The organism is Bacillus paranthracis (genome assembly GCF_001883995.1).
GTDB lineage: Bacteria > Bacillota > Bacilli > Bacillales > Bacillaceae_G > Bacillus_A > Bacillus_A paranthracis.
In genome coordinates this window covers 47,184-70,207 of sequence record NZ_MACE01000004.1, presented here as the reverse complement: position 1 = coordinate 70,207, position 23,024 = coordinate 47,184, and the positions used below count along the sequence as shown (strand labels likewise).

The following is a 23,024-nucleotide window of genomic DNA, read 5'->3' as shown; positions in this document are numbered from 1 at the left end:
TCCAATAGTTTGTTTAGCAGAAGCAAGCAGCTCCAACAATGATTAATAAAATAAACAATACAACTAATAATGCAAATCCTCCAGCAAAACCGCAGCCTCCGCCGCAACTACCACCAAATCCCATAATAGTTCCTCCTTTAATAAGAGGGGAAAACAAAGGGTCACTCGTGTTTTTTAACGGATTCCATTTACTTTATGTTTGACGCCTGAATGTGAGCAGGTCCTTTTGAAAATAAAAAAGACACCTTGAGGTGCCTTCCGTCCCATTTATTTCATTAATATTCGTTAGCGTAAAATTCTTTTATTAGCTTTATTTCATTTGTATCTGGGTTAAACTTAAATATTTTAATTTGATTAGATTCATCTTTATAGGCAAATGTATGATCGCCAATTTGGGTCATATTACTAGTGTTTAACATAGGATCGCTACTATGGTCAGTGATTTCTACAGGTTTCTTACGGTCCCAAAATGCGATGACGATAATTAAGATGATAAGGCATATACGTATGTTACGTAATTCTCTTGCTAGAGGATGCTCCATATGATAGTCTCCTTTTTCATTTGCTAGATTTTGTGTATAAAAGAGATATTTTCTATGAGAATATAAATAAAAAAGACACTGTAAAAAGTGTCTTTTTTATTTGATTTATGCGCATTGCTTAATAAGACGCTAGTTCCTCAAGTTAAATATGAGTAACTATGTAGGGTGATTTCATTATAACATTTTAACCATTACTGGGTCTATATGGAATTTTATCGATGAATATGTTTGATTATTCAGAATGGTACATGTAGTGAAAGATATTTATTGCCTATAGTAATTGTAAAATATAACGATGTATATAACTAGTCTTGTAATGAATTTTTATTATATTTAAGATTGAAATAGAAATGAAAAAAGCACAAAGAAGGAGTTGTAGCATATGGGCGCTTGGGGAACTGGATTATTTGATGATGACACGACTTGTGATGTGAAAGATCAATTTATTGAGTATATAGAAGAGGGTAATAGTGCGGAAGAAGCAACTAAGTTCATTTTAGAAGAGTATGTAGATGAGTTTGATATAGAGGAAGAGTTAGAAGAAATATCTTTAGTATATATTGGTCTTGCGGCAATACAATTGGAGAAAGGCTGTCTTCAAGAAGAAGTTCGTAACAAGGCAATTGCATTAATTGAACGTGGGGCTGACCTTGAGCTTTGGGAAGAAGCCGATACGGAAGATTATGAAGAGAGAAAGAGAGTTTTAGATGAATTTAAGCAACAGTTAATTAACGGTTAGTAGTTTACAACATAAAACTTATATATTGTCTAATATATAAGTTGAGGTGAGAGAAACACTTTTGCTTGTATAAAGATGTAATTGAGAAGAATAGTGAAAGTTTAGAGCTTTACGTATGAGAAGGAGACATCTTAATGGATGTCTTCTTTTTTAAAGTATGGAAATTGATTTCCCTTTACACAAGCATAACGGTATAATATAGTTAAGTTAAGTGAACTTAACTATTAAACGAAATAACAGCATGGAGGAAGAGTGCTATGACTAGAACGTATAAAGAAATAATTAATGAAATGAACCGAGCCTATAATGAATTCTACATTTTACTATTTCAGGAGTTGAAAGATGAGTACGGTCTTACAGGACAGCAAGAGAGTATGTTATTTCATATTCATTTAAATGAAAACACGACAGCGAATCACATTGCGACTACTTTTAACATATCGAAAAGCGCTGTGAGTCAAGTTTTATCGAAATTGGAAAAGCAGAAGATGATTTCAAAACAAGTAAATCCTAATAATAAAAGGGAGTATTTCCTTACACTTGGTCCGAACGGTAGTAAGTATATGGAGCAGTTGTCTAAGTTAGATGATGTATTAATTGAGAAGTATTTTTCTAAAATCGATATAAATGCTTTAGAACAAATGACGGATACGTTAAAGAAAATAAATAAGGTGATATTGGAAGAAAAACAGAAGGATCTTGATTGTAATGAGTAAGAACTTGAATGAGGTAATGAGTAGAAAGGAGGAGAAGCGTATGATGAGTTACATACCAAATATGATGACGATAGCAAACTTTGTATGTGGACTTCTCGCTATTCACGCTGTTTTCGTTCACGATATGTATGGTGCAGTCATGTTCATTATTACAGGTATGGTATTTGATTTGTTTGATGGCATGGTTGCTCGGAAACTTGATTCTGTTTCGGAAATTGGCGGAGAGTTAGACTCATTTGCGGATTTAGTTACGTTTGGTGTGGCGCCGTCTATTCTTGCCTATAGTGTCGCTTTAAAAGATTTGCAGTCTATTGGGATGATATGTGCGCTCGCTTACAGTATTTGCGGAATGCTGCGGCTTGCAAGATTTAATACACAACAAAGCAAACTCCCAACCTTTATCGGCATGCCTATTCCATTTGCGGCAATTTGTCTTCTTATTTTATGCCTCCTGAATAATCCAGTTTCCGTGGCGTTTGGTACATGCATACTCGCGTATTTAATGGTGAGTAAAATCAAATTCCCTCATTTTAAAAAAGATATATCTGAAAGCTTGAAGTCCGAAAGATGGGATTAATGAGAAAGATAAAGGAGCAGAACATGATTCGTATGGCATTAAGATCATTTAACATACAAATGTATTGTTTGCTAGGCGTGATGTTACTGGGATGGTGGATGACACCTTTTTCAGCCCAGTTCGTAGGAATAAGCATTGGCCTTTTAGTTAGTATGTACTGCGCCTGGATTTTAGGAAGGCGTATTGAAAAGTTCGGAGACAGCATCGTAAAAAAAGAAAAAGCACCGATGCTTGGCATGATGAATCGATTTGCAGCCGCAATACTTGGCGCAATTATTATGTATGAAATTGAACACCGTGAGTACATGTGGACATTTGCTGGGGGAATTATGGTTGGGTATTTTTTGGTTATTATTAATTTGGGGTATTACAGTATGAGAGATGCGGAGGAATAGATGAGTAAACTCTCAAGTATAGAATGATATACTTGAGGTTTTTTTATTATATAAAAAGTTTGCTCATTTTAAATGTATCTATTACTTGTTGCAACATATCCATTAGAAAAATTCCCATTTCAGTACCTTTAACAATATAACATATATATTCATTATTTTTGAGATCTTAATCTATTACATGTCCCTTTTTCGGAGGTATTTCATTTGTCTAGAAGGATTTTCTATTTTTTACAAGAATGAACAGTAACGTATAATCTAATTTCCATGAATGTAATAGGGAGGCAGTGAAATTTGAACAGGAAAATTTGGTATGTATTTACTTGTTTTGCTCTTTTAGTATCTGGTTATATTGTTGTCCAATATTCTATTATGGATGGATTTCAAACAGGGCTTGTAAAAGCGAAACTTATGTATGGATCTAAATTAAGTGAGTTCTGGTATATGATGCTATTTATACATATTACAACGAGTATAGTAGCATTAATAATTGGTCCGTTTACATTATCTACTAAATTTAGAGAAAGGAATATCAACCGTCATCGAATAGCTGGGAGAATCTATATGGTTGGTATATTATTAGGAGGCATTTCTGGACTATACCTATCCTTTTATGCTACAGGGGGATTGGTAGCGAAGCTAGGTTTCGGTTTGTTATCCGTATTTTGGCTAACATCAGCATATCAAGCATTACATAGGGTTAAGAATAAAAAAATGAAAGACCATCGAAATTGGATGATCAGAAATTACTCTTTAACCTTTGCGGCAGTTACATTAAGAATTTGGCTACCGTTGTTTATCGTTCTATTTGGAATAGAGCAGTTTGAACTTAGTTACGCGGTTATTGCTTGGTTAGCGTGGGTACCTAATTTAATTATCGCAGAATTATTTATAAGACAAAGACTGAATAAAGGAAAATACGAGGAAAAGGAGGATTTACATTTTTGATGTGAATCTGCTGTCATATTGAGGGCAGAATTTTTCAGTAGTTCAATGTTTTTATAGGTGTAAGCATGTTGCTATCTAACAACGAATAGCGGATTCCTAACGAGAGTAATAATAAAACCCAACATAAAATTTAAGAAAAATTTTATATTTACCCCACTTTTTATTTTAAAAGTTTTTCCTATTCTATAAACAAGTTACATCAAGGAGGAGACTGAAAATGAAGAAGTGGGGATTTTTTATTTTTCATATATTCCCTATATTCGAAGACAAAGTAGAAGATTAAATATATGAACAAAGTACCGATTCTTAAACTATGTTCTAAATAATAGATGAAAATGTAAAGTTAGGGGATTCCACATGCATACAGGAGTTTTAATGAGTTATTTGTATACTTATTTTTTTACAATTATGTTTTGTATTTTATTTCAAATCGGATTTTATTTTAAAGCGAAAAACAATATATCTATTCGACATTTTTTATGGGTATATGTTTTTCTATTCTACCTTTCGCTAGTGTATAAAGTGACGCAGCTCGCGACTGTATGGGATATAAGTAGATATGAAACGTGGATTCGTGTAAATCAAATTAATTTGACTCTATTTGATACGGCAGGTAGTACGACGTATCTTTTGAATATTGTACTGTTTATGCCGTTCGGTTTTTTATTACCGACTATTTGGCCGCAGTTTAGAAAAATGAAAAACACCGTATGCACGGGATTCTTTTTTTCATTAGCAATTGAGTTAAATCAATTGTTAAATAATAGAATTACAGATGTTGATGATTTATTTACGAACACCCTTGGGGCGATGGTTGGGTATGTATTATATAAAGTATTATATACAGCGTTATTTAAATTGATATTGAAAAGAGAGGAAAAAAAGCTTGATAAGAACTCTTCTCTAGTCATAAAATACGAGGCTATTTTTTGTTTAGTGTGTTCATTTGTAGGTGCGATGTTAATTTATTATCCAGCTTTATTTGGAAGACCTGTCATCCTTCAGTGAGGTGATTACGAATTTCTTTTGAACGCTCGTGCGATATTTCAATTTGCAAAAAGCCTTTAACTTGTTATAGTTAAAGGCTTTTATCATCATAATTTTTACTTACCAACTACCCACTCGAGTATCCGCCTTTAACCACTTCACCCAATCCAAATCCTCTACCTTAAGCAAACTAAGCGAAACACCTTTCATATCTAAAGAAGTGAGCAGGGTACCGATTTTTACGAATGTAATCTGTAAGCCTTCTAGCTCACATAAACGGCGAATGTCATTTGCGAAAATGTATTGTTCCATTAATGGTGTCGCACCTAATCCATTAATGAGAATCGCAAAGTTGTCACCTTTTCTCCAGCGGTAAATGCTTTTTAATTTGTTCATTAGTTCAATCGCTAATATTTCAGAAGAGGATAGTGCTTCTTTACGGTAACCTTTTTCTCCGTGAATACCGACGCCGTAAAAGACTTCATCATCGTTTAATGTGAATGAAGCTTTTCCTTTCACTGGATCGTTTGCAGGTGAAAGAGCAACTCCTAATGTGTGTAAGTTTTCTGTAACAGAACGGCCGAGTGTTGTCAGTTCTTCTAAAGAGTGTCCTTCAAGAGCGGCCGCACCTAATATTTTTTGAACGAAAACAGTACCAGCGACGCCGCGTCTTCTTTTATTAAACGAAGCGTCATCTTCAATTGAAACGTCGTCATTTACGATGATGTGGTCAATTCGTCTTCCTTCTTCTTTAGCGATTTGCTTTGCCGCTAAAAAGTTCTGAACATCATCTTTAAAGTTTTTAATGATGAATAAAATGCTTTTCTCCTTCGGTATGAGGCGAGTTGCCGCCACAATTTGTTCCACTGTAGGCGGAGTGAAAATACTGCCGTTTACTGCCGCCGTAAGCATGCCTGTTCCTACATAACCAATATCAGCAGGTTCATGTCCGCTACCACCTCCGCTTATAATGACAACGTCTTGCTTCATTTTTTCGATATCTTTTACATAAATGATGTTATTTGTTTCGTCATAATTTACTTTGTCGTTATGTTCAAAATAAAAGCCATGCAGCATATCTTGAACGATATTTTGTACATCATTCATAATCTTTTTCATTGCTTTTTCCACCCTTTAATTACTTTGCTGATTGCTCCAGTAATAGTAGTAATTGATTGTTTATCATATTTTTCATGAGAGAAGACATAATGGAAGGATCTACTTCGCATTTGCTTTCAATCCAATCTTTTATCGTTCCAACGAAGCCGTGACTATAAAAGGAGGCAATCGTATTTTTGGTCTCATCAGAAAGGCTGAATCCACAGCTTACAGATAGTTCATCAATAATCTTCATATATAAGTTTTTCGTATGCTCAAATAAATAGTGATTAAACGAGTTTTGTTCAATAACTTTAAAAGCATTTCGGTAAAATTTTTGATTTTCATAAAAGTAATCAAATAATAAATCAAAAATGTTTTCCCACGTTTCATAGTCGAGAAAGTCGATAATGTTTTCCTTCGTTTCTTCTCTATAAATCCAGCTTAATAGCTCAAATTTATCTTTAAAATGATAGTAAAAAGTTTGCCTACGCATTTGACAGTGTAACATAATATCGCTCACTGATATTTTATGAAACGACTCTGTTTCCATTAAATACTTCAATGAGTTCGCGATTATCTTTTTAGAAATTATAGAAGAGGTCATCTCAATCATCCCTAGAATGTTAGTAATATGAAAATCCTACCCATAAATGAGAGCGGTGTCTTTAGACAGATTGTCCATTTTGTCCGTTTACTATAAAACGCTTTCATTTTAACATGGATAGTAAGAAGAAGATTTCAAATATATCACAATATATTAAAGGAATTGAGGGAGAATCACAATGAAAAAGATTATAAACAAACCAGAAACATTAGTCATGGAAATGTGCAACGGAATGGTTATGGCTCATCCAGAGCTTGAGCTTTTGAAAAAATATAAAGTGATTAAGAAGAAAGAAATGAACGAAAATAAAGTAACATTAATTAGTGGTGGCGGTAGTGGTCATGAGCCGGCACATGCAGGATTAGTCGGAAAAGGAATGTTAGATGCGGCTGTGTGCGGAGATGTGTTTGCTTCTCCTTCACAAATTCAGGTGTATCAAGCGATTAAAGAGACAGCTAGTAAAAAAGGTACGTTATTAATTATTAAAAATTATAGCGGCGATATTATGAATTTCAAAAACGGAGCGCATTTAGCGACGGAAGATGGAATTGAAGTCGACTATGTAAAAGTAGACGATGACATTGCGGTAGAAGATAGCCTGTACACAGTAGGACGCCGCGGCGTTGCGGGCGTTATTCTCGTTCATAAAATTGCCGGTGCAGCAGCGGAAGCAGGTATGGATTTAGGAGCGGTGAAAGCTGTAGCAGAAAAAGCAGCGGCTAACGTGCGCACAATCGGTTTAGCGTTAACGTCTTGTACAGTTCCAGCGAGCGGATCACCTACTTTCACACTTGCGGAAGATGAAATGGAATACGGCGTAGGTATTCACGGCGAACCAGGAATTAAACGTGAAAAAATGTTGTCAGCAGATGAATTAGCGAACCGTATGACAAATGATTTAATGAAAGATTTAGGAGTAAAAGACGGCGAGGAAATCGCACTGCTAGTTAACGGTTTTGGCGGAACACCACTGCAAGAACTTTACCTATTTAACAATGCAGTTACGAGAGAATTAGCTGCTAGAAACATTAAAATTAATAGAGTATTTGTCGGCAATTATATGACGAGTATCGATATGGCTGGTATGTCTTTAACAGTGATGAAGCTAGATGATGAGCTAAAAACATTACTATCGAAAGAGTGTAATACACCAGCGTTTAAAGTAGACGGTCCAGTTGAAAGTGTAGAGTACGTAAATGTACTTGAAGAGGCAGAAGAGAAGGAAGTTTCATTTGAACTAGAAACAGCGGAAGAGCACGCTGTGATTAAAGAGAATGTCATCACATTAAACAACATGATTTATCTCGTTGATAAAATGAGCGATATTATTATTAAAAATGAAGTACCGTTCTGTGAGCTAGACACGCATGCTGGTGATGGAGACTTCGGAATGAGTGTAGCAAAAGGATTTAAGCAATTAAAACGTGAGTGGCATTCGATTGTAGAACAAGAAAACGTAACGATCGGATCATTCCTTGACGGTTGTTCCATGATTATTATGGAACATTGCGGCGGCGCATCTGGTCCAATTTGGGGCGGTGCATTCCGCGCAGCTAGTAAAGCAGCAGGCGAGAAGCGTGAGTTAACAGTGAAAGAATTTGCTGAAATGTTGCAAGCAGCACTGCAAGGCATACAATCGATCGGTGAAAGATCATTCGGCAGAGGAGCGGTAGTTGGTGACAAAACACTTGTTGACGCACTTGCTCCATGTGTAGACTCTTGGTTAGCTAGCGCTTCAAGCGAAGAAGACATGAAAACTGCCTTTGAAAAAGGAGCAGAAGCAGCGGTCAAAGGAGCAGAGTATACGAAAGAAATCGTAGCTCGCATGGGCCGCGCCGGTACAGTTGGTGAAAGAAGCTTAGGCTACCCAGATGCAGGTGCACATGCGCTTGGAGTTATCTTTACGGAGATTGCGGGTAGTTTGAAATAGGAATGAGAAAGTCCCTTTGCCTTAAGGTGAAGGGGCTTTTATATAGTTGGTAGAAGACTATTTTCGGGCTCTCTGTAAAATATGAGTTTGTTACTATTTTTGATAAAATTTTATTTCAAAAATACAACTAATATTTCTCAACATTAATATATTGAAAATAATTAGAATATTTAAGATAATCGTTTGTGAAGAAAGAAATTATAAAAAAAGGGGGAATTTATTTTGTTACGTCGCTTATCTATTTGTACTTTATTAACAGCTTTTATGTTTACTTTATTTACATTTAACAGCTCTGCTTTCGCGGCTACGAATACTACTGAAAATAAAACAGTAGTAGCAGCTTGTGCCAAGGGAGGTACGGTAGGTACATATGGTGCAAAGATGCGCAGTGGTTACACTGTGGGATCACCTGTCTTACATACATTTACTAGTGGTCAGAAAATTACTGGCACATGGGTAACAGGTGAGTATGTTCAAGGGCATTATAGTAATTCTAAACAGTGGTTAAAAGTTACTTATAAAGGGATGACAGGTTATGTATCCCACACAACATTATATAACGTTTGCTCATAAAACTATGTAATATAATAGCTTTTGAGATATTGAACTAATCCCTTATAGGGATTAGTTTTTTTTATCTCCTTAAAAAATATCCATATTTAACTAAGTTAGTGTATAGATAACCATTTTTTCTAAGGATTTATTGGATTAATAGTTTTAATATTAGTTGTTAATTAGTATGGAGAAATTTATCATGCAAGAAGATTGAGAAATCAAGAATTATAAAAAATTATAGTATCTTCGATATAAAACTTTCTTTGGATTTATAACTATAAGTAAAATGGCAACTATTGAATAAAAAATTGCAGTATACATAATTAATTCAATTAATGGTCCATTTATTATGCCAATAAATAAATTAAAGAAAAAGTGGATGATCATTGGAACAATTAAATTTTGATTTAAATTATAAAATGTTGCCATGATAATTGTAGTAGATATAATTGCAATCATAAAAAATAAAATATATTTGATTAAATTACTGCCTGTAAAACCTGTAGTAAACCATATAGGCAGATGCCACATTCCCCACCAAAAACCAATAATGATTGAAGATTTTAATGGCGAGTATTTTTTCTGGAGCTCCATTAATGCAAAACCCCTCCACCCTAATTCTTCTCCTAGTGGTCCAGATACAATAGTTTTAACAACATAATAAATTAACACGCCCCATGTAGTTCTATTAAAAATAGAGTCTGCTTCACTATTAGTCGAAATGAGAAACAGCATTGTCAAAAATATAATTATTTGAATCATACTGACAGTAAGAACGATAGAGTAGTTAAGTTTATTTTTAAATCTATCTTTTACGAATTGAATAAAACTTTGTCCAGGATAAATTCTTTTAAATAGAAACATAAAAGCAAAAGTGGAAGACCAAGCTGATATGCAGAGCATTACATCAAAAATCCAAGTTGGAAAATGTAATAACTTTGTAATTCCTACAAGCAGAAAAAGTGGCCAAAAAATAATGTTGGTTAGTAATATAAAACTTACCACCGGCTTTTTCAGTCTTTTATCTTCAGTCATATACAATTCCACCTTAAGTTAAATTTTTAACATGCAATAATGTACCTATTCAGCGCGTTGAGATGATGCACCGAGTATTCTTTCTATTATATCTATATGTTCTTTCAAAATATTACTTAGTTAATTAATAAAGGGAATTTTCAACTAATTGTTCACATAAAATTCATTCTTGGAAGTAAAGTTCTAAAAGTAATTTATCCATGGTGATATTAAAATTACTACTAACAGGGGGAGTACCACATCGCTATCATGCTAACAAAAATAAACTACACAAAATTAATTTTTTTGCTTCATATGTTAAAGAATATGGAGCAAAAACCAGAAAATGAAAAGATTTATACAGAACTAGAGGTATATATAGTTTTATACATTTACATAGTTTTTTAATTTTAAACAGTAAACTAATTCTGGATGGTGTCCTTCTTCAATCTCTCCTGTTGGCCTAAAACCCACTTTTTCATAAATCCGCTTTGCGCGTTCATTATCGTGAATAACCGATAAGAATATTTCTTCGCATTTGTACGTCTGAACCATACTATCTATTACTGCTTTTAAAACAGGAACCCCATACCCTATCCCTTGATATTGATGGCCAAGCATCATACTAATTAACTCATATTGCTTCGTTTCATTTCTAAACCCATACGAAGCAAAACCTATTAAAACATCATTATCATATATAGCTTTCGGAGTAAACCCAAACGTTTGGCAAGCTGCAAGAAAGAAAGCATTTGAACCAACCCATCTTTCATATATTTGAATGTGTTTTTCTTGAAGTTTATCTGATTTTAAATTAATAATTTCAAAGAAATTTTCTTCTGTTACATCTATTAATTTTAGATTCATCTTTTCCCCTCTTTCCATTTTTTATATTATCTATTCTAATTCTTTATCGTATTTCTTATTCCTTTATCTTCTTAATCAATAACTCATTAGTATTCTACATACTAATTGCATGAATTAAGAGGTTTCGTGCACTACTTCTTGGAAGTTGATCATGTAGCGCTCTATTTCGTAATTCACTATGCTTTCCAAAGAAAATAATGAAAGGAAAGGCGATGAATACATTTGCAAAATGACAAAATTGTAAGAATACAAGAATGTTTGTAAGAAAGTTCGATGTTTTCCTTTTTCTTTTTTTATTATAGTGAAAAAGAAGAAAGAAATATTCTCTTATGTAGGAAAGGAAGATAATAATGATTGATTTATTAAATAAATGGATGTTAGAAAGTACAGGGAATTTCAATATTGTTGTAGGACTTACAGCACTTCTATTTTTAGGTTCAGTAATTGCACTTATTATTATTTACAAAAAAATTGGTAAACCAGATGAAAGAACAAATGCTATTTATTTAAAAATTACTTCTCGTATGTTTACTACTCAAATTCTAATGAATGCTATATTTATTTCTCTAGTTGGTAAAGATATTGAGAATTTCCGTCAAATCTTTATAATATTTGAAGCTTTTGTATTCTTTATTGGAGCTATTTATTCGTTTAAATTATATAGACAGGAATACAAATAGTTCACTTATAAGAAACAATGAAAAATGTAAAATTTTCCTTTTTAGTTTACTGTATATTCTATACATATGAGGTTAATATAACGTCTCATTATCGGTAGCAAGAAAAAGGCGAATTCCAAATTTCAAAAGGAATTCGCCTTTTTCTTTTTCTATAACCCTATCCATCTCTTTATACATTCCTATCATGGCGGTACCCCATTTATAGGTTATGAGAAAGGGTATTTTTTGCACTATTATCTATTCTTGGATATTATTAATAATATCTATATGAACTTATGTTTTTATTAAAAAAGTTTGGCGGTGTGTAAAATGATGAAAGGGATTAAAAATATTGAAACGAAAGAACCGATAAACATGTTTCTATTTATTCCCTGTAGTACTCTTTTGTTTGATAATATTTATCAACATTTTATTCTTGGAAAGGATTTTACACTAGAGAAGCTTTTATTTGAACTCGTATTTTTATTTATTTTCATTTCATTTTTTTTATGTAATAAGTGTTTACAAAAAATGAATAAACAAATGTTTACAAAATATATTTTTCTTGGTGTTAGTATTATTTATCTTTTGGCATATGATCTTATGTTTATACGTGATCCAGGTTCGTCTTTACATATCCCATATTTAGAGTGCTTCCTAGTAATTTCTGCACCTTTATTTTTAAGTATTCATTATCTTCTAACGGTATCTATTTGTATGGTATGTAGATTTTTAATTGCTATTTATTATTTTGAAATTAATTATCCAATATCATTAATATTATTGTTTCTAATTATTTTTGTTACGTCATTTTTTGTATTTCTTTCATTAAAATTTTTAGTACAAAAAATTAAAGCATCCTATGAAAAACAAATGAAAGAAACAGCTTTATCGATAATGAGGATAATGGAATTAAAGGATCAATATACGAAAGGACATAGTGAACGTGTAGCCAATTATGCTACGATTCTTGCTAAAGAAACAAATGAATATGATGATAACTTTTTAAAACAATTTCATTTTATTTGTTTATTACATGATATAGGGAAAATAGGTATTCCTGATGAAGTTTTAAAGAAAGCATCTTCTCTTACAGAAGAAGAGTATAATCTTATTAAGACACACCCACAATTAGGATTAGAAGTTTTTAAAAATATATCTTTAATAAAAGGTAGCGAAGATATAATTCTTTCTCATCATGAAAGATGGGATGGAAAGGGCTATCCTCAAAAACTAAAAGGAAATCAAATACCATTATGCGCAAGAATTGTTGCAATAGCAGATGCATTCGATGCAATGACTTCTTCAAGAGCGTATCGTTCGGCTCTATCTCCTGAAGAAGCGTATAGACGTATTATAGAAGGATCTGGTACACAATTTGATCCTTCCATGGTAGAGATTTTCAAAAAGGTATTTCCTTTGTGGGAAAAAATGGTCCCCAATTCTTTTCGTTAAAAACACATGTCTGAAATCGATTCTTATTTCAGGTATGATGAATACGAAAAATGAAAAAACAAATTCAATCGTGATAAAAATTTGGAACTAGATAATGAATAAGGCATATAAAGAAAAGGTACCCATATAGGTACCTTTTCTAATAGTTTTTTAGCAGAAACAACTGCATCCGATAATGATTAATAGAATAAATAATACAACTAATAAAGTAAATCCTCCAGCGAAAGCAAAGAAGTTAGGTGGGGGATCAACTGCCCATAAAAGTCCGATTGGTTCAACTAATAATCAGTGGAGGATAAAGAACCCCCCGCTGATTAAAGTTTCACTTTATTATGCATTGTTACATACTTCTCTAAATTCCTCTATTTTTCATTTGATAAAATAAAATCCTAATATTACCAAAAGTTAAATAAATATTTCTACATATTCAAGATATTTACATAAATTACAAAAGTGATACATTTAAGTTGTAAGTTATAAAAACTATTAAAGGGGGATTTATTATGTTTAAGAAATTAGTAGTAGGGCTATTGGCAACTGGTATTGCATTAACAGGAGGAATTGGAGCGGCTTCAGCTGATACGCAAAAAGCTGTGAGTTCTCCGAAGCAAGCAGCATGCTCAATTCCTTATGAGTATTCTAATGGTAAATTTAAAAGAACTCTTTATTACTCAAATGGAGTATATGCTAATAGTTTTAATGAAAATGTTTGTGGCGGGACGATTACATGGTATTTAAAGCATGTTCAAAATGGAGTTGCTTTTTACGAAGGTAATTTAAAATAGTAGAGTTTTTGAACCTCATGTATTGAGGTTCTTTTATTTTTGATTTTTAAACTGATTCTCTATAAAAAAGCTAGGATTTCTCTTAGCAAAAGAGTTATATGTCATACAGAAAGACAATTGTATACAAACTGGATATTTTCAATTTTATTATATAACGTTTATTGAGGGAATAATTGAATTATGGCAATCTTTACGTAAGCTTTATGTGATATTAAAGTTTTTGGGAGAGGTTGAAGTAGAATTTTGTACAAATAAGTAGGAAGTATGGAGATAATATTATAAATAAAGGGCTCAATTCTCAAAAGGGAGAGAGTTGAGCCTGAAGAGGTAATTACTAAGCTCTCGGGTTGATGAAAACTAGTAATTAAATAAAATCGCCCTAGGTTTAAGGGGTCTAGGGTTTCACGTTTTGGTATATCTCACACGACATTATAAAAAGAATAGAACGTACTGAAGATAACACATGAATGTTTCATATATGTATCAAAAAAATGAACAAATTGTGTTTGAAATAAAAAAGGTCCTTACTATTATGTAAGAACTCCATAAACAAAGAAAAAAGTCGTATGTGCCTCTATATTAGAATCGAAATAACCTTTTTAATATTCAATTATATATAGTTTTCTATATAACTTAACGTGATGAAGTTAAATAAAAATGTTATTTTAATACAAAACGAAATTGAAAGTTAGCAAGCAATACTTAAATAAGTAAAAGCGGCAAATCCATAAACTAATAAGCTACTAGTAGCAAGGAATTTTATAATTTCATTTGTAGAAATAATAGTTAAACATATTGCTATAGATGCACCTATAAAGAATTGGTACTTCGTATGTATATTTGTAAGATTAATTATTACAAGTACAGTTAAGAAAAGTGAAATGAAGTTCAAATATCTTTTCATTGTCATATTTCCTTTCAATATTTGATCTGTATTTATTATACCGGATTGTACCAGTAATAACATACTTTGTAATAGATCGTAATAGAAATCTCATTTTGCCATAAATAAAAAGGCGGTTGTTTCCGCAACCACCTTTCAGCAAAATAAAGCACTTTTTCAGAAATAAAATATGGATAATTCCTGAAAATGTTATAGGATATAATCCCATTTTTATAATTCAAGTGACGAGCTTAATTTATAAGAAAGGAATGACTACATTATATGAAAACTTGTCTAACAAGGTTACAAATAAAAGAGCAGCTAGCAAAGGCTAACTGCTCAATACAAGGAGATACAGAGAAAACTAAATGGGTTTTGGCATACAGCCTATCAACATTATGGACATAATATTGAGTTTTATTCGAAGGAATTCATGTTTTTTAAATTAGATTATAATAATAGATAATTTAATAAATGCTACGATTGGTTTAGGGTTAGTAAGGCAATACATCGCTCCACAGAAATTAGAAATGGCTGTAGCTTGTATAATGAAATAAGTGATGATATGGCACGAAAGCAAACGCGAGAGTCTCTTAGTATTGTACTAGATAAAACGATAAATACGTTTATAAAAATGAGGAATAAAAGAAAGGACCCCCTGGAGTTCGGGTCCTTTTAGAAGTGATGATGTTTTCTCGGCTTGGGAAACTGAGAAAATACAAAAATATAATACATTGAGATTTAGAGAATTTCAATACTAAATTAGAGATTATCATGAGGGAGTTATAACGAGTTACTATTTATATATCCACAAATAAAACAACATAATATCACCATGAATCCCTATAACAATATGAATTTTTGCATATTTCAAAACCTAATATATCCCTCAAAAAATTTTAATAGTATAATATGTTTTGTCATATTCTTTTAGATTTTTCGACAAAAATAACATAAATAGAAACGATATTGGGAGAAGGAATTATGTACACAAAACTACTAAAATCAATTACATCATTATCACTTATTGGTGGTGCTTTACTGTATACAAACGGCAGTGATGTGAAAGCTGCTGAGGCGGGTATTTTTTCTGATGTGCCTACATCGCACTGGTCGTATCCAGCGATTAAAGATTTAGCGAGCAAAAATATTCTTTCCGGTTATGGAAATGGGATATTTGGTTTTGGAGATGTTGCGACGAGGGAGCAAGTTGCAGCTTTAGTGTATCGTGTAATGCTTCCGAATAGACAAGGCGGAACATTTAGTAGCAATAATGCTCTTTATGTATTAAAAGATGGATCTAAGTTTAATAACCCTTATGGTGATATTAATCAAAACTCTACGATGTTCCCTGAGGAAATTTTAATGTTAACGAATGCAGGGGTATTTACAGGGGATGAGAAAGGGAATTTTAGACCGAAAGCTCCTGTGAGTCGTGCGGAAATGGCGCAAATTTTAACAAATGCCTTCCATCTTTCTGCGAAACAAAAGCATACATTTAACGATGTTCCAAGCGGTTTTTGGGGTGAAAACGCAATTAGTGCAGTGCAATCAACTGGGATTGCTTCTGGTACAGGTGAAGGGAAATTTGAGCCATCTAAAACGGTAACACGTGAACAGTATGCGCAATTTTTATATAACACTTTGAAATATAAAAAACCAGAAGTTGCGGTGCAAAATACAGGAGATGCAGCACTATTAGCAGCATTCAAAGATGAAGTGCAGAAGCGTATTAATGCGTACGAAACGAATATTACACTTCCATATAAAACGACAAATAGTAATACAAAAGAAGTGATGAATACACTTTTTAACGCCTATAAAGAAGTGGCAAGTAAAAATGAGTATACAAATAATAATAGATCGAATGTTTCATATGGACTTTCTGGATCACCTGGAAATTATACGTTTACGCTAAAAATTACATATCGTGAAACGAAAGAACAAACAGAATATGTAATGAAGCAAGCGAAGGCAATTGTTTCTTCTATTACACAAGTTGGGATGGATGATCACGAAAAAGTGAAAGCGATTCATGATTATGTCGTAAAACATGTTTCTTATGATACGTCTTATAAAGCTTACACAGCATATGAAGCACTCGTAAATCGTTCTGCGGTTTGCCAAGGTTACGCACTATTAACTTATCAATTATTAAAAGAAGCAGGAATTGAGAATCATTTTGTAGTAGGAACTGGAGACGGTCAGCCTCATGCTTGGAACTTAGTGAAAATCGAAAACAAATGGTACCATCTTGATACAACATTTGATGATCCGGTTCCAGATGAACAAGGCCGCGTAACATATTCCTATTTCAACTTATCAGATGAGCAAATCGCAAGAAATCATGAGTGGAACCGAGGGGACTATCCGCAAGCTACAACAAATTATTATAGTACATTAACAAATAAAATTGCTGCAGGTAGTACGAAAATCCCTGTCTATCAGAAAATATTAAAAGATACAAAGTTAAACTATTTAGGAAATGAATACATCGCAAATAACTATAACGAATTAAAAAATAAAATGCAGCAACGTTATAACGAAAAGTCACCAAAGATCGAAATCCTTTATAAACAATCAATGGATGGCGCATTGCAAGATGTGAAAAAAGCAATTGGGGAAATCGGTTATCCGCAAGGGGCGAACCGTGTTTCTTATAAAGCGGAGCCGTATAATGCGAAAGAAGGATATTCTTTAGTGACGATTACATTTATGTAAAAATAACCTAGATCCTATGGGATCTAGGTTATTTTTTTAACTTAATTTGACATATAAAGTCTAACTGTATAAAATCAAACTATACAGTTGAACTATATAGTTTAGCTATATATTTATTGTTACATTGGAGGTCTTTATGAATAGAGATAAAAATTTACCATTAACGGAAACGACGTATTACGTTCTTTTAGCTTTATTAGAGCCAGCACATGGTTATTTAATTATGCAAAAGGTGGAGGAACTGAGTAATCATCAAGTGAAAATCGCAGCGGGTACATTGTATGGGGCGGTTGAAAATTTATTAAAACAAGGGTTAATAGAATCAGTAAAAAGTGAAGATAAACGAAGAAAAGTGTATGCCATTACGGAACGTGGGAAAGAAGTATTGCATTTAGACTTTATGAGAATGCAGCACATTATTGCGGTTACAAAAAGTTTATTACACGTATAGTTAGGGGGAAACGATGATGTGGAAATTGAAATTCTTTTTAGACTTTGAGAAAGAGGAAAAATGGTTAGAAGAGATGGCTTGGAGAGGATATCAACTAGAGAGCGATACATTTGGTTATACATTTAGATATACAGAACCAGAAGATGCAACAATTAAAATAGACCATAGAGTATTTAGTAGGAAAAGTGACTTTATTAATTACTGTACATTATTTGAAGATAGTGGTTGGGAGCATATAGCTGGTAATTGGTGGTCAGGTACGCACTATTTTAAAAAGGTAAATGAGGAAAGTGAAGATGACATTTTTTCAGATCAAATGTCACGAGCAGGGAAATATAAACGTCTATCTAAAACATTTTTAGAATTAGCTATATGTTCTATTCCGATATTAATCCTATTTATGTTTAATGACACGATTCATTTAGGAGCACTTGCAAATCCGAAAGAATTATATTTTACGCCAGGACTATGGGATAAGCAAGGTGTATCATTTCTATGGGCATTCTTATTTGAAACACCACTTGCATTGATGAGAGGCTTTGCATGGTTGTTTATCCCTGTAGCAATTGTTATGTATTTAGTTTGCTCATATAAAGCACATCGGTTGTATGAAGAGAGAAGATGAAAACAAGCACTTGTTAAGTAACATTAAGATAGGCAGAGAAATATATATTTTTTCTACCAATATGTAGTTCCATTAGGAGATTGCTTATAATGGAATTTAATACATACACAGTAATGCTTATGTTCTTAGCCATTGTCTCAAGCAAGGACTTTTAGGTGTTATTACTACTATTGTTCTCTTGTTAATTGCTGCATGGACTACAAAGGATCTCATACAGACGGTCAGCATAAATAAATTATTGTATTTCTCAATAAACAAAAACAACTTAACATGGTAAAATAATAGTTGGATGGGAGTCCAATACATATTATTAAAATTAAGATGGTTCAAGTCGGAGGAAGGCACCTTAGGGTGTCTTTTCTTTATTTTGCTAATGAATAGATTGTCCTCTTCTATATAACTCTTTAAAATATAAAATGTGCCATCTTTGCCCTTCCCTTATGAAGGGAGGGACAGGCATGAAAAAACGTAAAAAAAAGGCGACCAAAAAGACACAATCCCAGTCTTTCGTAAGTAATCTAGCATCGTGGACGACAGTAATGAGAAATATTCATTACTTTTTCACGCAAAGCCAGTTTGTAAAACATATAATTCAATTCATCAAAGAACAAATTGGAATGTAAAAAAGTGCTGCTATGATTAGCAACACTCAACTCAAAACTAAAGTAGATGGAACACTGAGCTGAAAGTACTGACCATACTTTCTTCGCACAAGACCAAAGTGATTTAGAAGCGGCAAAGGTGTCAGTGTTCTATCTTCTACTAAGATTATATTTTATTTTGTCCATAATAGACCTATATATACGTTAATAAAAAAGAAATACCCCAGCGACCAACCGGGGTATTTCATGACCGATAGGAATGAAAAAACTTGGCGACCAAACCTAGCTTTTGTGTTATTCCCATAAAATTTAAAAACTAAGCAACATCTTGTTGCACTTTTATTTTATCATTATCTTTCTCTTATTGTAATACATTAGATTATTTTTTAGATAAGAGTCCAATACATATTATTAAAATTAAGATGATTCAAGTCGGAGGATGGCACTTTAGGGTGTCTTTTCTTTTTTCTAAAAGAGAGTTTTGCTTTCAAGAAGATACATTTTTAATGGATTACTGCCATGCGTATATAGATAAAGTCCATCAAAACATGTATGTTCATGAATATGTAAAATTACATAAAATTTCCGAGAAAAAGAGAGTATACTTTCTTATTGTGTAATAAAGATAAAGCCCGCCTACGGAAATAGGCGAGCTTTTTTAACATATAAAGAAAAGCAACTTTTAAGGTGCCTTCCTTCGAGTTGAAACATTTTACTAGGTTAAGTTTTGTGATGATTATTTCTTTTCATTTAAATGAACTAGAGTAGTACATCACTTTATTTTTAAGCATCCTTCTCAACAAATATGAATATTTTCATTATCCTTTTCACTACAAAGGGTAGTAATTTAGAAGCTAAAAATGCAAGCACGAAAGCAATTGCCCATGTTTTTATCCATGATTTGAGAAATAAAGCTGTATACCCAACATTCATTGAAACCATGACGAAAGAGATAATACTAGATATACCTAAAATCATAAAGAGATTAAAAATTATCGGTTCAAATTTTTTATTGATTTTCAAAATTAACACCTATTTTCTATATATACTTTGCTGTCCGATTTCACCAACATCTAATCTTACAGTTTGAAATCTATGTTGTCCAGCTTGTTGTACTTTTCTGCAATAGCAATTATTGAGATGTTAACTAGTTTGTCTGGGATGGGAACTCATGATATTGCTATCAAGCTAAGGTTGTATAAATGAACACTTTATCTTTTTTATAGCATCGAAGTTCATTTTGGGGGCGAATGTAATATTACATCATTAAAGTAATAGTTGCACTTGAATCTCTGCATATCGCATGTCTTTTCCAATAGTTTTTTAGCAGAAGCAAGCAACTCCAACGATGATTAATAAAATAAACAATACAACTAATAAAGCAAATCCTCCCGCGAAGCCATAACTATCACCAAAGCCGAGAACAGTTCGTTCCTCCTTTAAAAAGGAGGGATAAAACAAAGGATCAATTATGTGTTTTAACGGATTCCATTTACTTTATGTATTTATGAATGGAGCAGGTTCTTTTCAAAATAGATTTATTCTTTGAAGGAGTTCAAGGACAAAATAGGAGAATCTATATTATTTATTAATAGGGAATAAGTGGGAAAAAATTTCCAAAAACACAGATAGAAATCCGCTTTTATACCTTTCATTAAAATAATACTAGCATTATATATTGTAAGGAATACTTATCCTTAATTGTAAATGAAAGGGGGGATTAGTATGAGTTATGGCTATGATCATCCTCCTGAAAAACATCATAAACACCACAATGAAACTTTGTCAACGGGTGTATTACGTAGACATTCCGCTACGTTGTTTCTTACTGTGGAAGCTATGAATGTTGATCCAGATGATACTCATACAGTAACTGTTGAAATGTTTGATTGGTCATCGGGTTCTCCGGTATTGTTACCATTAGTAGACCCTTCAACACAAACATTGGCACCTAATCGACGTGTTACTTTTCGTTCAGCAGCTCTTTCTTCAGGTGTTTTTGCTTATGAAGTAAGAATCATTCGTTCGAAAGATAGAGATGTTGTTACGAATGTTTTTGGTCTTAGTGCAATCGTATTTAACCCACAAGAAGGAAATAATGTTTTACAACATGATTTAGCAAAATTAGATCTTAAATAGCTTTTATAAAAGTTTATTTATTGGACAAGATTAAAAAAGAGTAGGATTACATCCTACTCTTTTTTAACATCAATTATATTAAAATTTTAAAAGAAATCCTTCATCATTTTCACATCTTTAATATTCACTGTTACACCTTCAACCTTATCCTTCTTCTCATCTTTAGCAATCGTAATTTTCTCATTATTATCAACCCAAACAAGAAATTCTTCTTTTGTGTCATCTTTATATGTAACGGTAATAGTAGAATGTGCCGATTCTCGCTTTTTTTGATCTAAAGTGATTGTTTTAGGCGTGCCTTTTTGAACTGCGGAAACGATAGATTGTATCATTTCTTCGTTGTCTGTTTGAGATTTAGAAGTAGTATTATTGGTTGTCTGAAGTATTTCGATATCTGTAATGTTTGCGGAGTTTAATTGAAAGGCATTTTGTTTCTGTTCTTGCTTAGCTTGTGAAGCTTTATTTGTAGCTGAGGTGCTTGTGCAGCCTATTAAAGTGAAAGATAGAGCGGTTAGAGCGCATATATAAGTGGTTTTTTTCATTATATCCCCTCCTTGGTTTAATTATAACAATTTTCTGTTAGTTTAGGTAGTTATTGTAAGGTGGGTGAGGTGTGTTGAAGTGGTAAATCATGCTATTCTTTCTCTATCAAAAACAAAATTTAGATATTTTTTTAGATTTTATGTTTAACATTTCGAAAATAGGTGTACTACATATAATATAACAAATAATTCATTTTAAAGGAGGAAGTTAAAGATGGAAACGAAGTATAGGAAACCTTTTGTATATGAATTTATTACGGAGAAAGAGGTCATGAATGCGGCGAATGATCTAGTAAAGAAAGGAATAGACCAAAAAGATATTTACGTATTAACACACGAGAAAGAAAGGACAGATAGAATTGCAGACAATGCAGACGTGAATACAATTGGTATACAAGAGGAGGGACTTGGGACAAGTATTATTAACGTCTTTCAAAAAACGGGAGATCAGTTAAGAAATAAGATGCAGGAGTTAGGGCTTAATGAGGAAGAAGCGAACTTCTACGAAGAAAAGCTGGATGAAGGGAAAATCTTGTTATTCGTTAAAGATTTAGAGAGAGTCGGTGAATGGTTACAAGAAAGAAGATGCATGTATTCTATTTAAATTTGTATCCTGTAAATCTATAAATCTATTACGAAAAGGAGATGGGAAATATGAGTGAGAGCGGACTAAAAGAACAAATTACTGGTAAAGTGGAAAAGACAAAGGGACAAGTAAAAGAAGGAATTGGTGAAGTTACAGAAGATAGAAAGTTGAAAAATGAAGGGAAGTGGGACAAGACGAAGGGAACGATAAAAGAAAAAGTCGGAAAAGTTAAACAAAAGATAAGTGATGGGTTGGATAATAAAGAATAATACATGTTTATCAAGCTTTGGTTACATACCAAAGCTTGATAAATACAATATAAAACGAATATAGGAGGGTTAATTGTGGGACTTATTATTACGTGTATTGTAGGTGGACTTATTGGTGCGTTAGCTGGAATGATTACGGGAAAGGACTTTCCTTTAGGTATAGTTGGTAATGTGATTGCCGGATTAATCGGATCTTGGGTAGGTAGTGCGTTATTTGGTCATTGGGGTCCTGAATGGGGAGGCATCTTTATTCTTCCAGCGTTATTAGGTGCAATTGTCTTTATTTTAATCGTTACATTCTTCTCTAGAATGCTACGGAAAGCGTAAGTATGATA

General features: G+C 32.8%; 29 protein-coding genes and 2 pseudogenes. 20 read left to right on the top strand and 11 right to left on the bottom strand.

Features of this window, described 5'->3' with window-relative positions:
• Positions 1-13: 13 nt before the first annotated feature.
• Together BAQ46_RS00450 and BAQ46_RS00445 are read right to left on the bottom strand one after the other, a co-directional pair.
• Positions 14-124 (bottom strand): YjcZ family sporulation protein, encoded by a 111-nt coding sequence (locus BAQ46_RS00450; RefSeq protein ID WP_000505679.1) that lies wholly within the window; start codon positions 122-124, stop codon positions 14-16.
• Positions 125-275: 151 nt separating this feature from the next.
• Positions 276-542 (bottom strand): YmzC family protein, encoded by a 267-nt coding sequence (locus BAQ46_RS00445; RefSeq protein WP_071741446.1) that lies wholly within the window; start codon positions 540-542, stop codon positions 276-278.
• A gap of 382 nt (positions 543-924) precedes the next feature.
• Here BAQ46_RS00445 and BAQ46_RS00440 point away from each other — a divergent pair, with 382 nt between their 5' ends.
• The 6 genes from BAQ46_RS00440 (at position 925) to BAQ46_RS00415 (ending at position 4,922) form a co-directional block, all read left to right on the top strand.
• On the top strand, positions 925-1,281 hold the full coding sequence (locus BAQ46_RS00440; protein WP_000501489.1) for a hypothetical protein: 357 nt from the start codon (positions 925-927) through the stop codon (positions 1,279-1,281).
• A 257-nt stretch (positions 1,282-1,538) separates the two neighbouring features.
• On the top strand, positions 1,539-1,997 hold the full coding sequence (locus BAQ46_RS00435) for a MarR family winged helix-turn-helix transcriptional regulator (RefSeq protein ID WP_000198934.1): 459 nt from the start codon (positions 1,539-1,541) through the stop codon (positions 1,995-1,997).
• Positions 1,998-2,040: 43 nt separating this feature from the next.
• Positions 2,041-2,574, top strand: a complete 534-nt coding sequence (gene pssA / locus BAQ46_RS00430; RefSeq protein WP_071741463.1) for a CDP-diacylglycerol--serine O-phosphatidyltransferase — start codon at positions 2,041-2,043, stop codon at positions 2,572-2,574.
• Positions 2,575-2,597: 23 nt separating this feature from the next.
• Positions 2,598-2,969, top strand: coding sequence for an ATP synthase subunit I (locus tag BAQ46_RS00425; protein WP_071741445.1), 372 nt, complete (start codon positions 2,598-2,600; stop codon positions 2,967-2,969).
• Positions 2,970-3,260: 291 nt separating this feature from the next.
• On the top strand, positions 3,261-3,914 hold the full coding sequence (locus BAQ46_RS00420) for a DUF2306 domain-containing protein (RefSeq protein ID WP_001080312.1): 654 nt from the start codon (positions 3,261-3,263) through the stop codon (positions 3,912-3,914).
• A 357-nt stretch (positions 3,915-4,271) separates the two neighbouring features.
• Positions 4,272-4,922, top strand: coding sequence for a VanZ family protein (locus tag BAQ46_RS00415; RefSeq protein WP_071741444.1), 651 nt, complete (start codon positions 4,272-4,274; stop codon positions 4,920-4,922).
• A gap of 99 nt (positions 4,923-5,021) precedes the next feature.
• Here the strand turns inward: BAQ46_RS00415 and dhaQ are convergent, their stop codons facing one another.
• Both dhaQ and dhaS read right to left on the bottom strand, forming a co-directional pair.
• Positions 5,022-6,020, bottom strand: a complete 999-nt coding sequence (gene dhaQ, locus BAQ46_RS00410; protein WP_071741443.1) for a DhaKLM operon coactivator DhaQ — start codon at positions 6,018-6,020, stop codon at positions 5,022-5,024.
• Positions 6,021-6,039: 19 nt separating this feature from the next.
• Positions 6,040-6,606, bottom strand: a complete 567-nt coding sequence (gene dhaS / locus BAQ46_RS00405) for a dihydroxyacetone kinase transcriptional activator DhaS (RefSeq protein ID WP_000204220.1) — start codon at positions 6,604-6,606, stop codon at positions 6,040-6,042.
• Positions 6,607-6,784: 178 nt separating this feature from the next.
• Between dhaS and dhaK the strand changes: the two genes are divergently transcribed.
• Both dhaK and BAQ46_RS00395 read left to right on the top strand, forming a co-directional pair.
• Complete coding sequence (dhaK, locus tag BAQ46_RS00400; protein ID WP_000720719.1) at positions 6,785-8,536, top strand: dihydroxyacetone kinase subunit DhaK; 1,752 nt, start codon at positions 6,785-6,787, stop codon at positions 8,534-8,536.
• A gap of 222 nt (positions 8,537-8,758) precedes the next feature.
• Positions 8,759-9,109: an SH3 domain-containing protein gene (locus BAQ46_RS00395; RefSeq protein WP_000946189.1), complete on the top strand. Its 351-nt coding sequence runs from the start codon at positions 8,759-8,761 to the stop codon at positions 9,107-9,109.
• Between the two features lie 207 nt (positions 9,110-9,316).
• Here the strand turns inward: BAQ46_RS00395 and BAQ46_RS00390 are convergent, their stop codons facing one another.
• Together BAQ46_RS00390 and BAQ46_RS00385 are read right to left on the bottom strand one after the other, a co-directional pair.
• Positions 9,317-10,126, bottom strand: a complete 810-nt coding sequence (locus tag BAQ46_RS00390; protein ID WP_071741442.1) for a CPBP family intramembrane glutamic endopeptidase — start codon at positions 10,124-10,126, stop codon at positions 9,317-9,319.
• A 363-nt stretch (positions 10,127-10,489) separates the two neighbouring features.
• Positions 10,490-10,972: a GNAT family N-acetyltransferase gene (locus BAQ46_RS00385; RefSeq protein WP_001049722.1), complete on the bottom strand. Its 483-nt coding sequence runs from the start codon at positions 10,970-10,972 to the stop codon at positions 10,490-10,492.
• 350 nt (positions 10,973-11,322) lie between these two features.
• Between BAQ46_RS00385 and BAQ46_RS00375 the strand changes: the two genes are divergently transcribed.
• Together BAQ46_RS00375 and BAQ46_RS00370 are read left to right on the top strand one after the other, a co-directional pair.
• On the top strand, positions 11,323-11,652 hold the full coding sequence (locus BAQ46_RS00375) for a 6-aminohexanoate hydrolase (RefSeq protein WP_071741441.1): 330 nt from the start codon (positions 11,323-11,325) through the stop codon (positions 11,650-11,652).
• A 309-nt stretch (positions 11,653-11,961) separates the two neighbouring features.
• Entirely contained in the window at positions 11,962-13,086 is a 1,125-nt protein-coding gene (locus BAQ46_RS00370; RefSeq protein WP_000975377.1) for an HD-GYP domain-containing protein, read from the top strand.
• Between the two features lie 150 nt (positions 13,087-13,236).
• On the opposite strand, the pseudogene BAQ46_RS30970 reads toward BAQ46_RS00370, so the two are convergent.
• Positions 13,237-13,311: pseudogene (locus tag BAQ46_RS30970) on the bottom strand (YjcZ family sporulation protein); the annotation flags it as partial.
• 278 nt (positions 13,312-13,589) lie between these two features.
• Between BAQ46_RS30970 and BAQ46_RS00360 the strand changes: the two are divergent.
• On the top strand, positions 13,590-13,871 hold the full coding sequence (locus BAQ46_RS00360; RefSeq protein WP_000473834.1) for an LCI fold-containing protein: 282 nt from the start codon (positions 13,590-13,592) through the stop codon (positions 13,869-13,871).
• Positions 13,872-14,559: 688 nt separating this feature from the next.
• Here the strand turns inward: BAQ46_RS00360 and BAQ46_RS31505 are convergent.
• Positions 14,560-14,775, bottom strand: a complete 216-nt coding sequence (locus BAQ46_RS31505) for a hypothetical protein (RefSeq protein WP_000833256.1) — start codon at positions 14,773-14,775, stop codon at positions 14,560-14,562.
• Positions 14,776-15,036: 261 nt separating this feature from the next.
• Here BAQ46_RS31505 and BAQ46_RS31315 point away from each other — a divergent pair, with 261 nt between their 5' ends.
• The 5 genes from BAQ46_RS31315 to BAQ46_RS30500 all read left to right on the top strand — a co-directional run bounded on the left by BAQ46_RS31315 (position 15,037) and on the right by BAQ46_RS30500 (position 19,174).
• The gene (locus BAQ46_RS31315) at positions 15,037-15,162 is read left to right on the top strand and encodes a hypothetical protein (protein WP_260115516.1); all 126 of its coding nucleotides are present in this window, start codon (positions 15,037-15,039) and stop codon (positions 15,160-15,162) included.
• Between the two features lie 576 nt (positions 15,163-15,738).
• A complete protein-coding gene (locus BAQ46_RS00345) occupies positions 15,739-17,475 on the top strand; it encodes an S-layer homology domain-containing protein (protein WP_071741438.1) in 1,737 nt (578 codons plus the stop codon).
• Positions 17,476-17,611: 136 nt separating this feature from the next.
• A complete protein-coding gene (locus BAQ46_RS00340) occupies positions 17,612-17,926 on the top strand; it encodes a PadR family transcriptional regulator (protein ID WP_061131459.1) in 315 nt (104 codons plus the stop codon).
• Positions 17,927-17,939: 13 nt separating this feature from the next.
• The gene (locus BAQ46_RS00335; RefSeq protein WP_002170313.1) at positions 17,940-18,551 is read left to right on the top strand and encodes a DUF2812 domain-containing protein; all 612 of its coding nucleotides are present in this window, start codon (positions 17,940-17,942) and stop codon (positions 18,549-18,551) included.
• A gap of 458 nt (positions 18,552-19,009) precedes the next feature.
• Positions 19,010-19,174 (top strand): hypothetical protein, encoded by a 165-nt coding sequence (locus BAQ46_RS30500; RefSeq protein ID WP_169823856.1) that lies wholly within the window; start codon positions 19,010-19,012, stop codon positions 19,172-19,174.
• Positions 19,175-19,936: 762 nt separating this feature from the next.
• On the opposite strand, the gene BAQ46_RS00330 is transcribed toward BAQ46_RS30500, so the two are convergent.
• On the bottom strand, positions 19,937-20,176 hold the full coding sequence (locus tag BAQ46_RS00330; RefSeq protein WP_000700215.1) for a DUF2798 domain-containing protein: 240 nt from the start codon (positions 20,174-20,176) through the stop codon (positions 19,937-19,939).
• A 300-nt stretch (positions 20,177-20,476) separates the two neighbouring features.
• Positions 20,477-20,566 (bottom strand): annotated as a pseudogene (locus BAQ46_RS30960) (YjcZ family sporulation protein); the annotation flags it as partial.
• 312 nt (positions 20,567-20,878) lie between these two features.
• Between BAQ46_RS30960 and BAQ46_RS00320 the strand changes: the two are divergent.
• Positions 20,879-21,292 (top strand): hypothetical protein, encoded by a 414-nt coding sequence (locus BAQ46_RS00320; RefSeq protein ID WP_000120200.1) that lies wholly within the window; start codon positions 20,879-20,881, stop codon positions 21,290-21,292.
• Between the two features lie 86 nt (positions 21,293-21,378).
• On the opposite strand, the gene BAQ46_RS00315 is transcribed toward BAQ46_RS00320, so the two are convergent.
• On the bottom strand, positions 21,379-21,834 hold the full coding sequence (locus BAQ46_RS00315; RefSeq protein ID WP_071741436.1) for a hypothetical protein: 456 nt from the start codon (positions 21,832-21,834) through the stop codon (positions 21,379-21,381).
• A 214-nt stretch (positions 21,835-22,048) separates the two neighbouring features.
• Between BAQ46_RS00315 and BAQ46_RS00310 the strand changes: the two genes are divergently transcribed.
• The 3 genes from BAQ46_RS00310 (at position 22,049) to BAQ46_RS00300 (ending at position 23,016) form a co-directional block, all read left to right on the top strand.
• A complete protein-coding gene (locus BAQ46_RS00310; RefSeq protein ID WP_000448798.1) occupies positions 22,049-22,438 on the top strand; it encodes a YflT domain-containing protein in 390 nt (129 codons plus the stop codon).
• Between the two features lie 50 nt (positions 22,439-22,488).
• Positions 22,489-22,689 carry a CsbD family protein gene (locus BAQ46_RS00305; RefSeq protein ID WP_000004269.1) on the top strand — a complete coding sequence of 67 codons (201 nt, stop codon included), beginning with the start codon at positions 22,489-22,491 and terminating at the stop codon, positions 22,687-22,689.
• Positions 22,690-22,764: 75 nt separating this feature from the next.
• Positions 22,765-23,016, top strand: coding sequence for a GlsB/YeaQ/YmgE family stress response membrane protein (locus tag BAQ46_RS00300; protein WP_000522902.1), 252 nt, complete (start codon positions 22,765-22,767; stop codon positions 23,014-23,016).
• Positions 23,017-23,024 lie beyond the last annotated feature (8 nt).

What these genes read in the sequence shown, in the direction of transcription:
- BAQ46_RS31315 (WP_260115516.1), top strand. Translation starts at nt 15,037, where the DNA reads ATGAAAACTTGTCTAACAAGGTTACAAATAAAAGAGCAGCTAGCAAAG.
- BAQ46_RS00340 (WP_061131459.1), top strand. Translation starts at nt 17,612, where the DNA reads ATGAATAGAGATAAAAATTTACCATTAACGGAAACGACGTATTACGTT.
- BAQ46_RS00390 (WP_071741442.1), bottom strand. Translation starts at nt 10,126, where the DNA reads ATGACTGAAGATAAAAGACTGAAAAAGCCGGTGGTAAGTTTTATATTA.
- pssA (WP_071741463.1), top strand. Translation starts at nt 2,041, where the DNA reads ATGAGTTACATACCAAATATGATGACGATAGCAAACTTTGTATGTGGA.
- dhaS (WP_000204220.1), bottom strand. Translation starts at nt 6,606, where the DNA reads ATGACCTCTTCTATAATTTCTAAAAAGATAATCGCGAACTCATTGAAG.
- BAQ46_RS00415 (WP_071741444.1), top strand. Translation starts at nt 4,272, where the DNA reads ATGCATACAGGAGTTTTAATGAGTTATTTGTATACTTATTTTTTTACA.
- BAQ46_RS00370 (WP_000975377.1), top strand. Translation starts at nt 11,962, where the DNA reads ATGATGAAAGGGATTAAAAATATTGAAACGAAAGAACCGATAAACATG.
- BAQ46_RS00335 (WP_002170313.1), top strand. Translation starts at nt 17,940, where the DNA reads ATGATGTGGAAATTGAAATTCTTTTTAGACTTTGAGAAAGAGGAAAAA.
- BAQ46_RS00375 (WP_071741441.1), top strand. Translation starts at nt 11,323, where the DNA reads ATGATTGATTTATTAAATAAATGGATGTTAGAAAGTACAGGGAATTTC.
- BAQ46_RS00435 (WP_000198934.1), top strand. Translation starts at nt 1,539, where the DNA reads ATGACTAGAACGTATAAAGAAATAATTAATGAAATGAACCGAGCCTAT.
- BAQ46_RS00450 (WP_000505679.1), bottom strand. Translation starts at nt 124, where the DNA reads ATGGGATTTGGTGGTAGTTGCGGCGGAGGCTGCGGTTTTGCTGGAGGA.
- BAQ46_RS00440 (WP_000501489.1), top strand. Translation starts at nt 925, where the DNA reads ATGGGCGCTTGGGGAACTGGATTATTTGATGATGACACGACTTGTGAT.
- BAQ46_RS00310 (WP_000448798.1), top strand. Translation starts at nt 22,049, where the DNA reads ATGGAAACGAAGTATAGGAAACCTTTTGTATATGAATTTATTACGGAG.
- dhaK (WP_000720719.1), top strand. Translation starts at nt 6,785, where the DNA reads ATGAAAAAGATTATAAACAAACCAGAAACATTAGTCATGGAAATGTGC.
- BAQ46_RS00315 (WP_071741436.1), bottom strand. Translation starts at nt 21,834, where the DNA reads ATGAAAAAAACCACTTATATATGCGCTCTAACCGCTCTATCTTTCACT.
- BAQ46_RS00445 (WP_071741446.1), bottom strand. Translation starts at nt 542, where the DNA reads ATGGAGCATCCTCTAGCAAGAGAATTACGTAACATACGTATATGCCTT.
- BAQ46_RS00320 (WP_000120200.1), top strand. Translation starts at nt 20,879, where the DNA reads ATGAGTTATGGCTATGATCATCCTCCTGAAAAACATCATAAACACCAC.
- BAQ46_RS00345 (WP_071741438.1), top strand. Translation starts at nt 15,739, where the DNA reads ATGTACACAAAACTACTAAAATCAATTACATCATTATCACTTATTGGT.
- BAQ46_RS00425 (WP_071741445.1), top strand. Translation starts at nt 2,598, where the DNA reads ATGATTCGTATGGCATTAAGATCATTTAACATACAAATGTATTGTTTG.
- BAQ46_RS00305 (WP_000004269.1), top strand. Translation starts at nt 22,489, where the DNA reads ATGAGTGAGAGCGGACTAAAAGAACAAATTACTGGTAAAGTGGAAAAG.
- BAQ46_RS00385 (WP_001049722.1), bottom strand. Translation starts at nt 10,972, where the DNA reads ATGAATCTAAAATTAATAGATGTAACAGAAGAAAATTTCTTTGAAATT.
- BAQ46_RS00360 (WP_000473834.1), top strand. Translation starts at nt 13,590, where the DNA reads ATGTTTAAGAAATTAGTAGTAGGGCTATTGGCAACTGGTATTGCATTA.
- dhaQ (WP_071741443.1), bottom strand. Translation starts at nt 6,020, where the DNA reads ATGAAAAAGATTATGAATGATGTACAAAATATCGTTCAAGATATGCTG.
- BAQ46_RS31505 (WP_000833256.1), bottom strand. Translation starts at nt 14,775, where the DNA reads ATGAAAAGATATTTGAACTTCATTTCACTTTTCTTAACTGTACTTGTA.
- BAQ46_RS30500 (WP_169823856.1), top strand. Translation starts at nt 19,010, where the DNA reads ATGAAAAAACGTAAAAAAAAGGCGACCAAAAAGACACAATCCCAGTCT.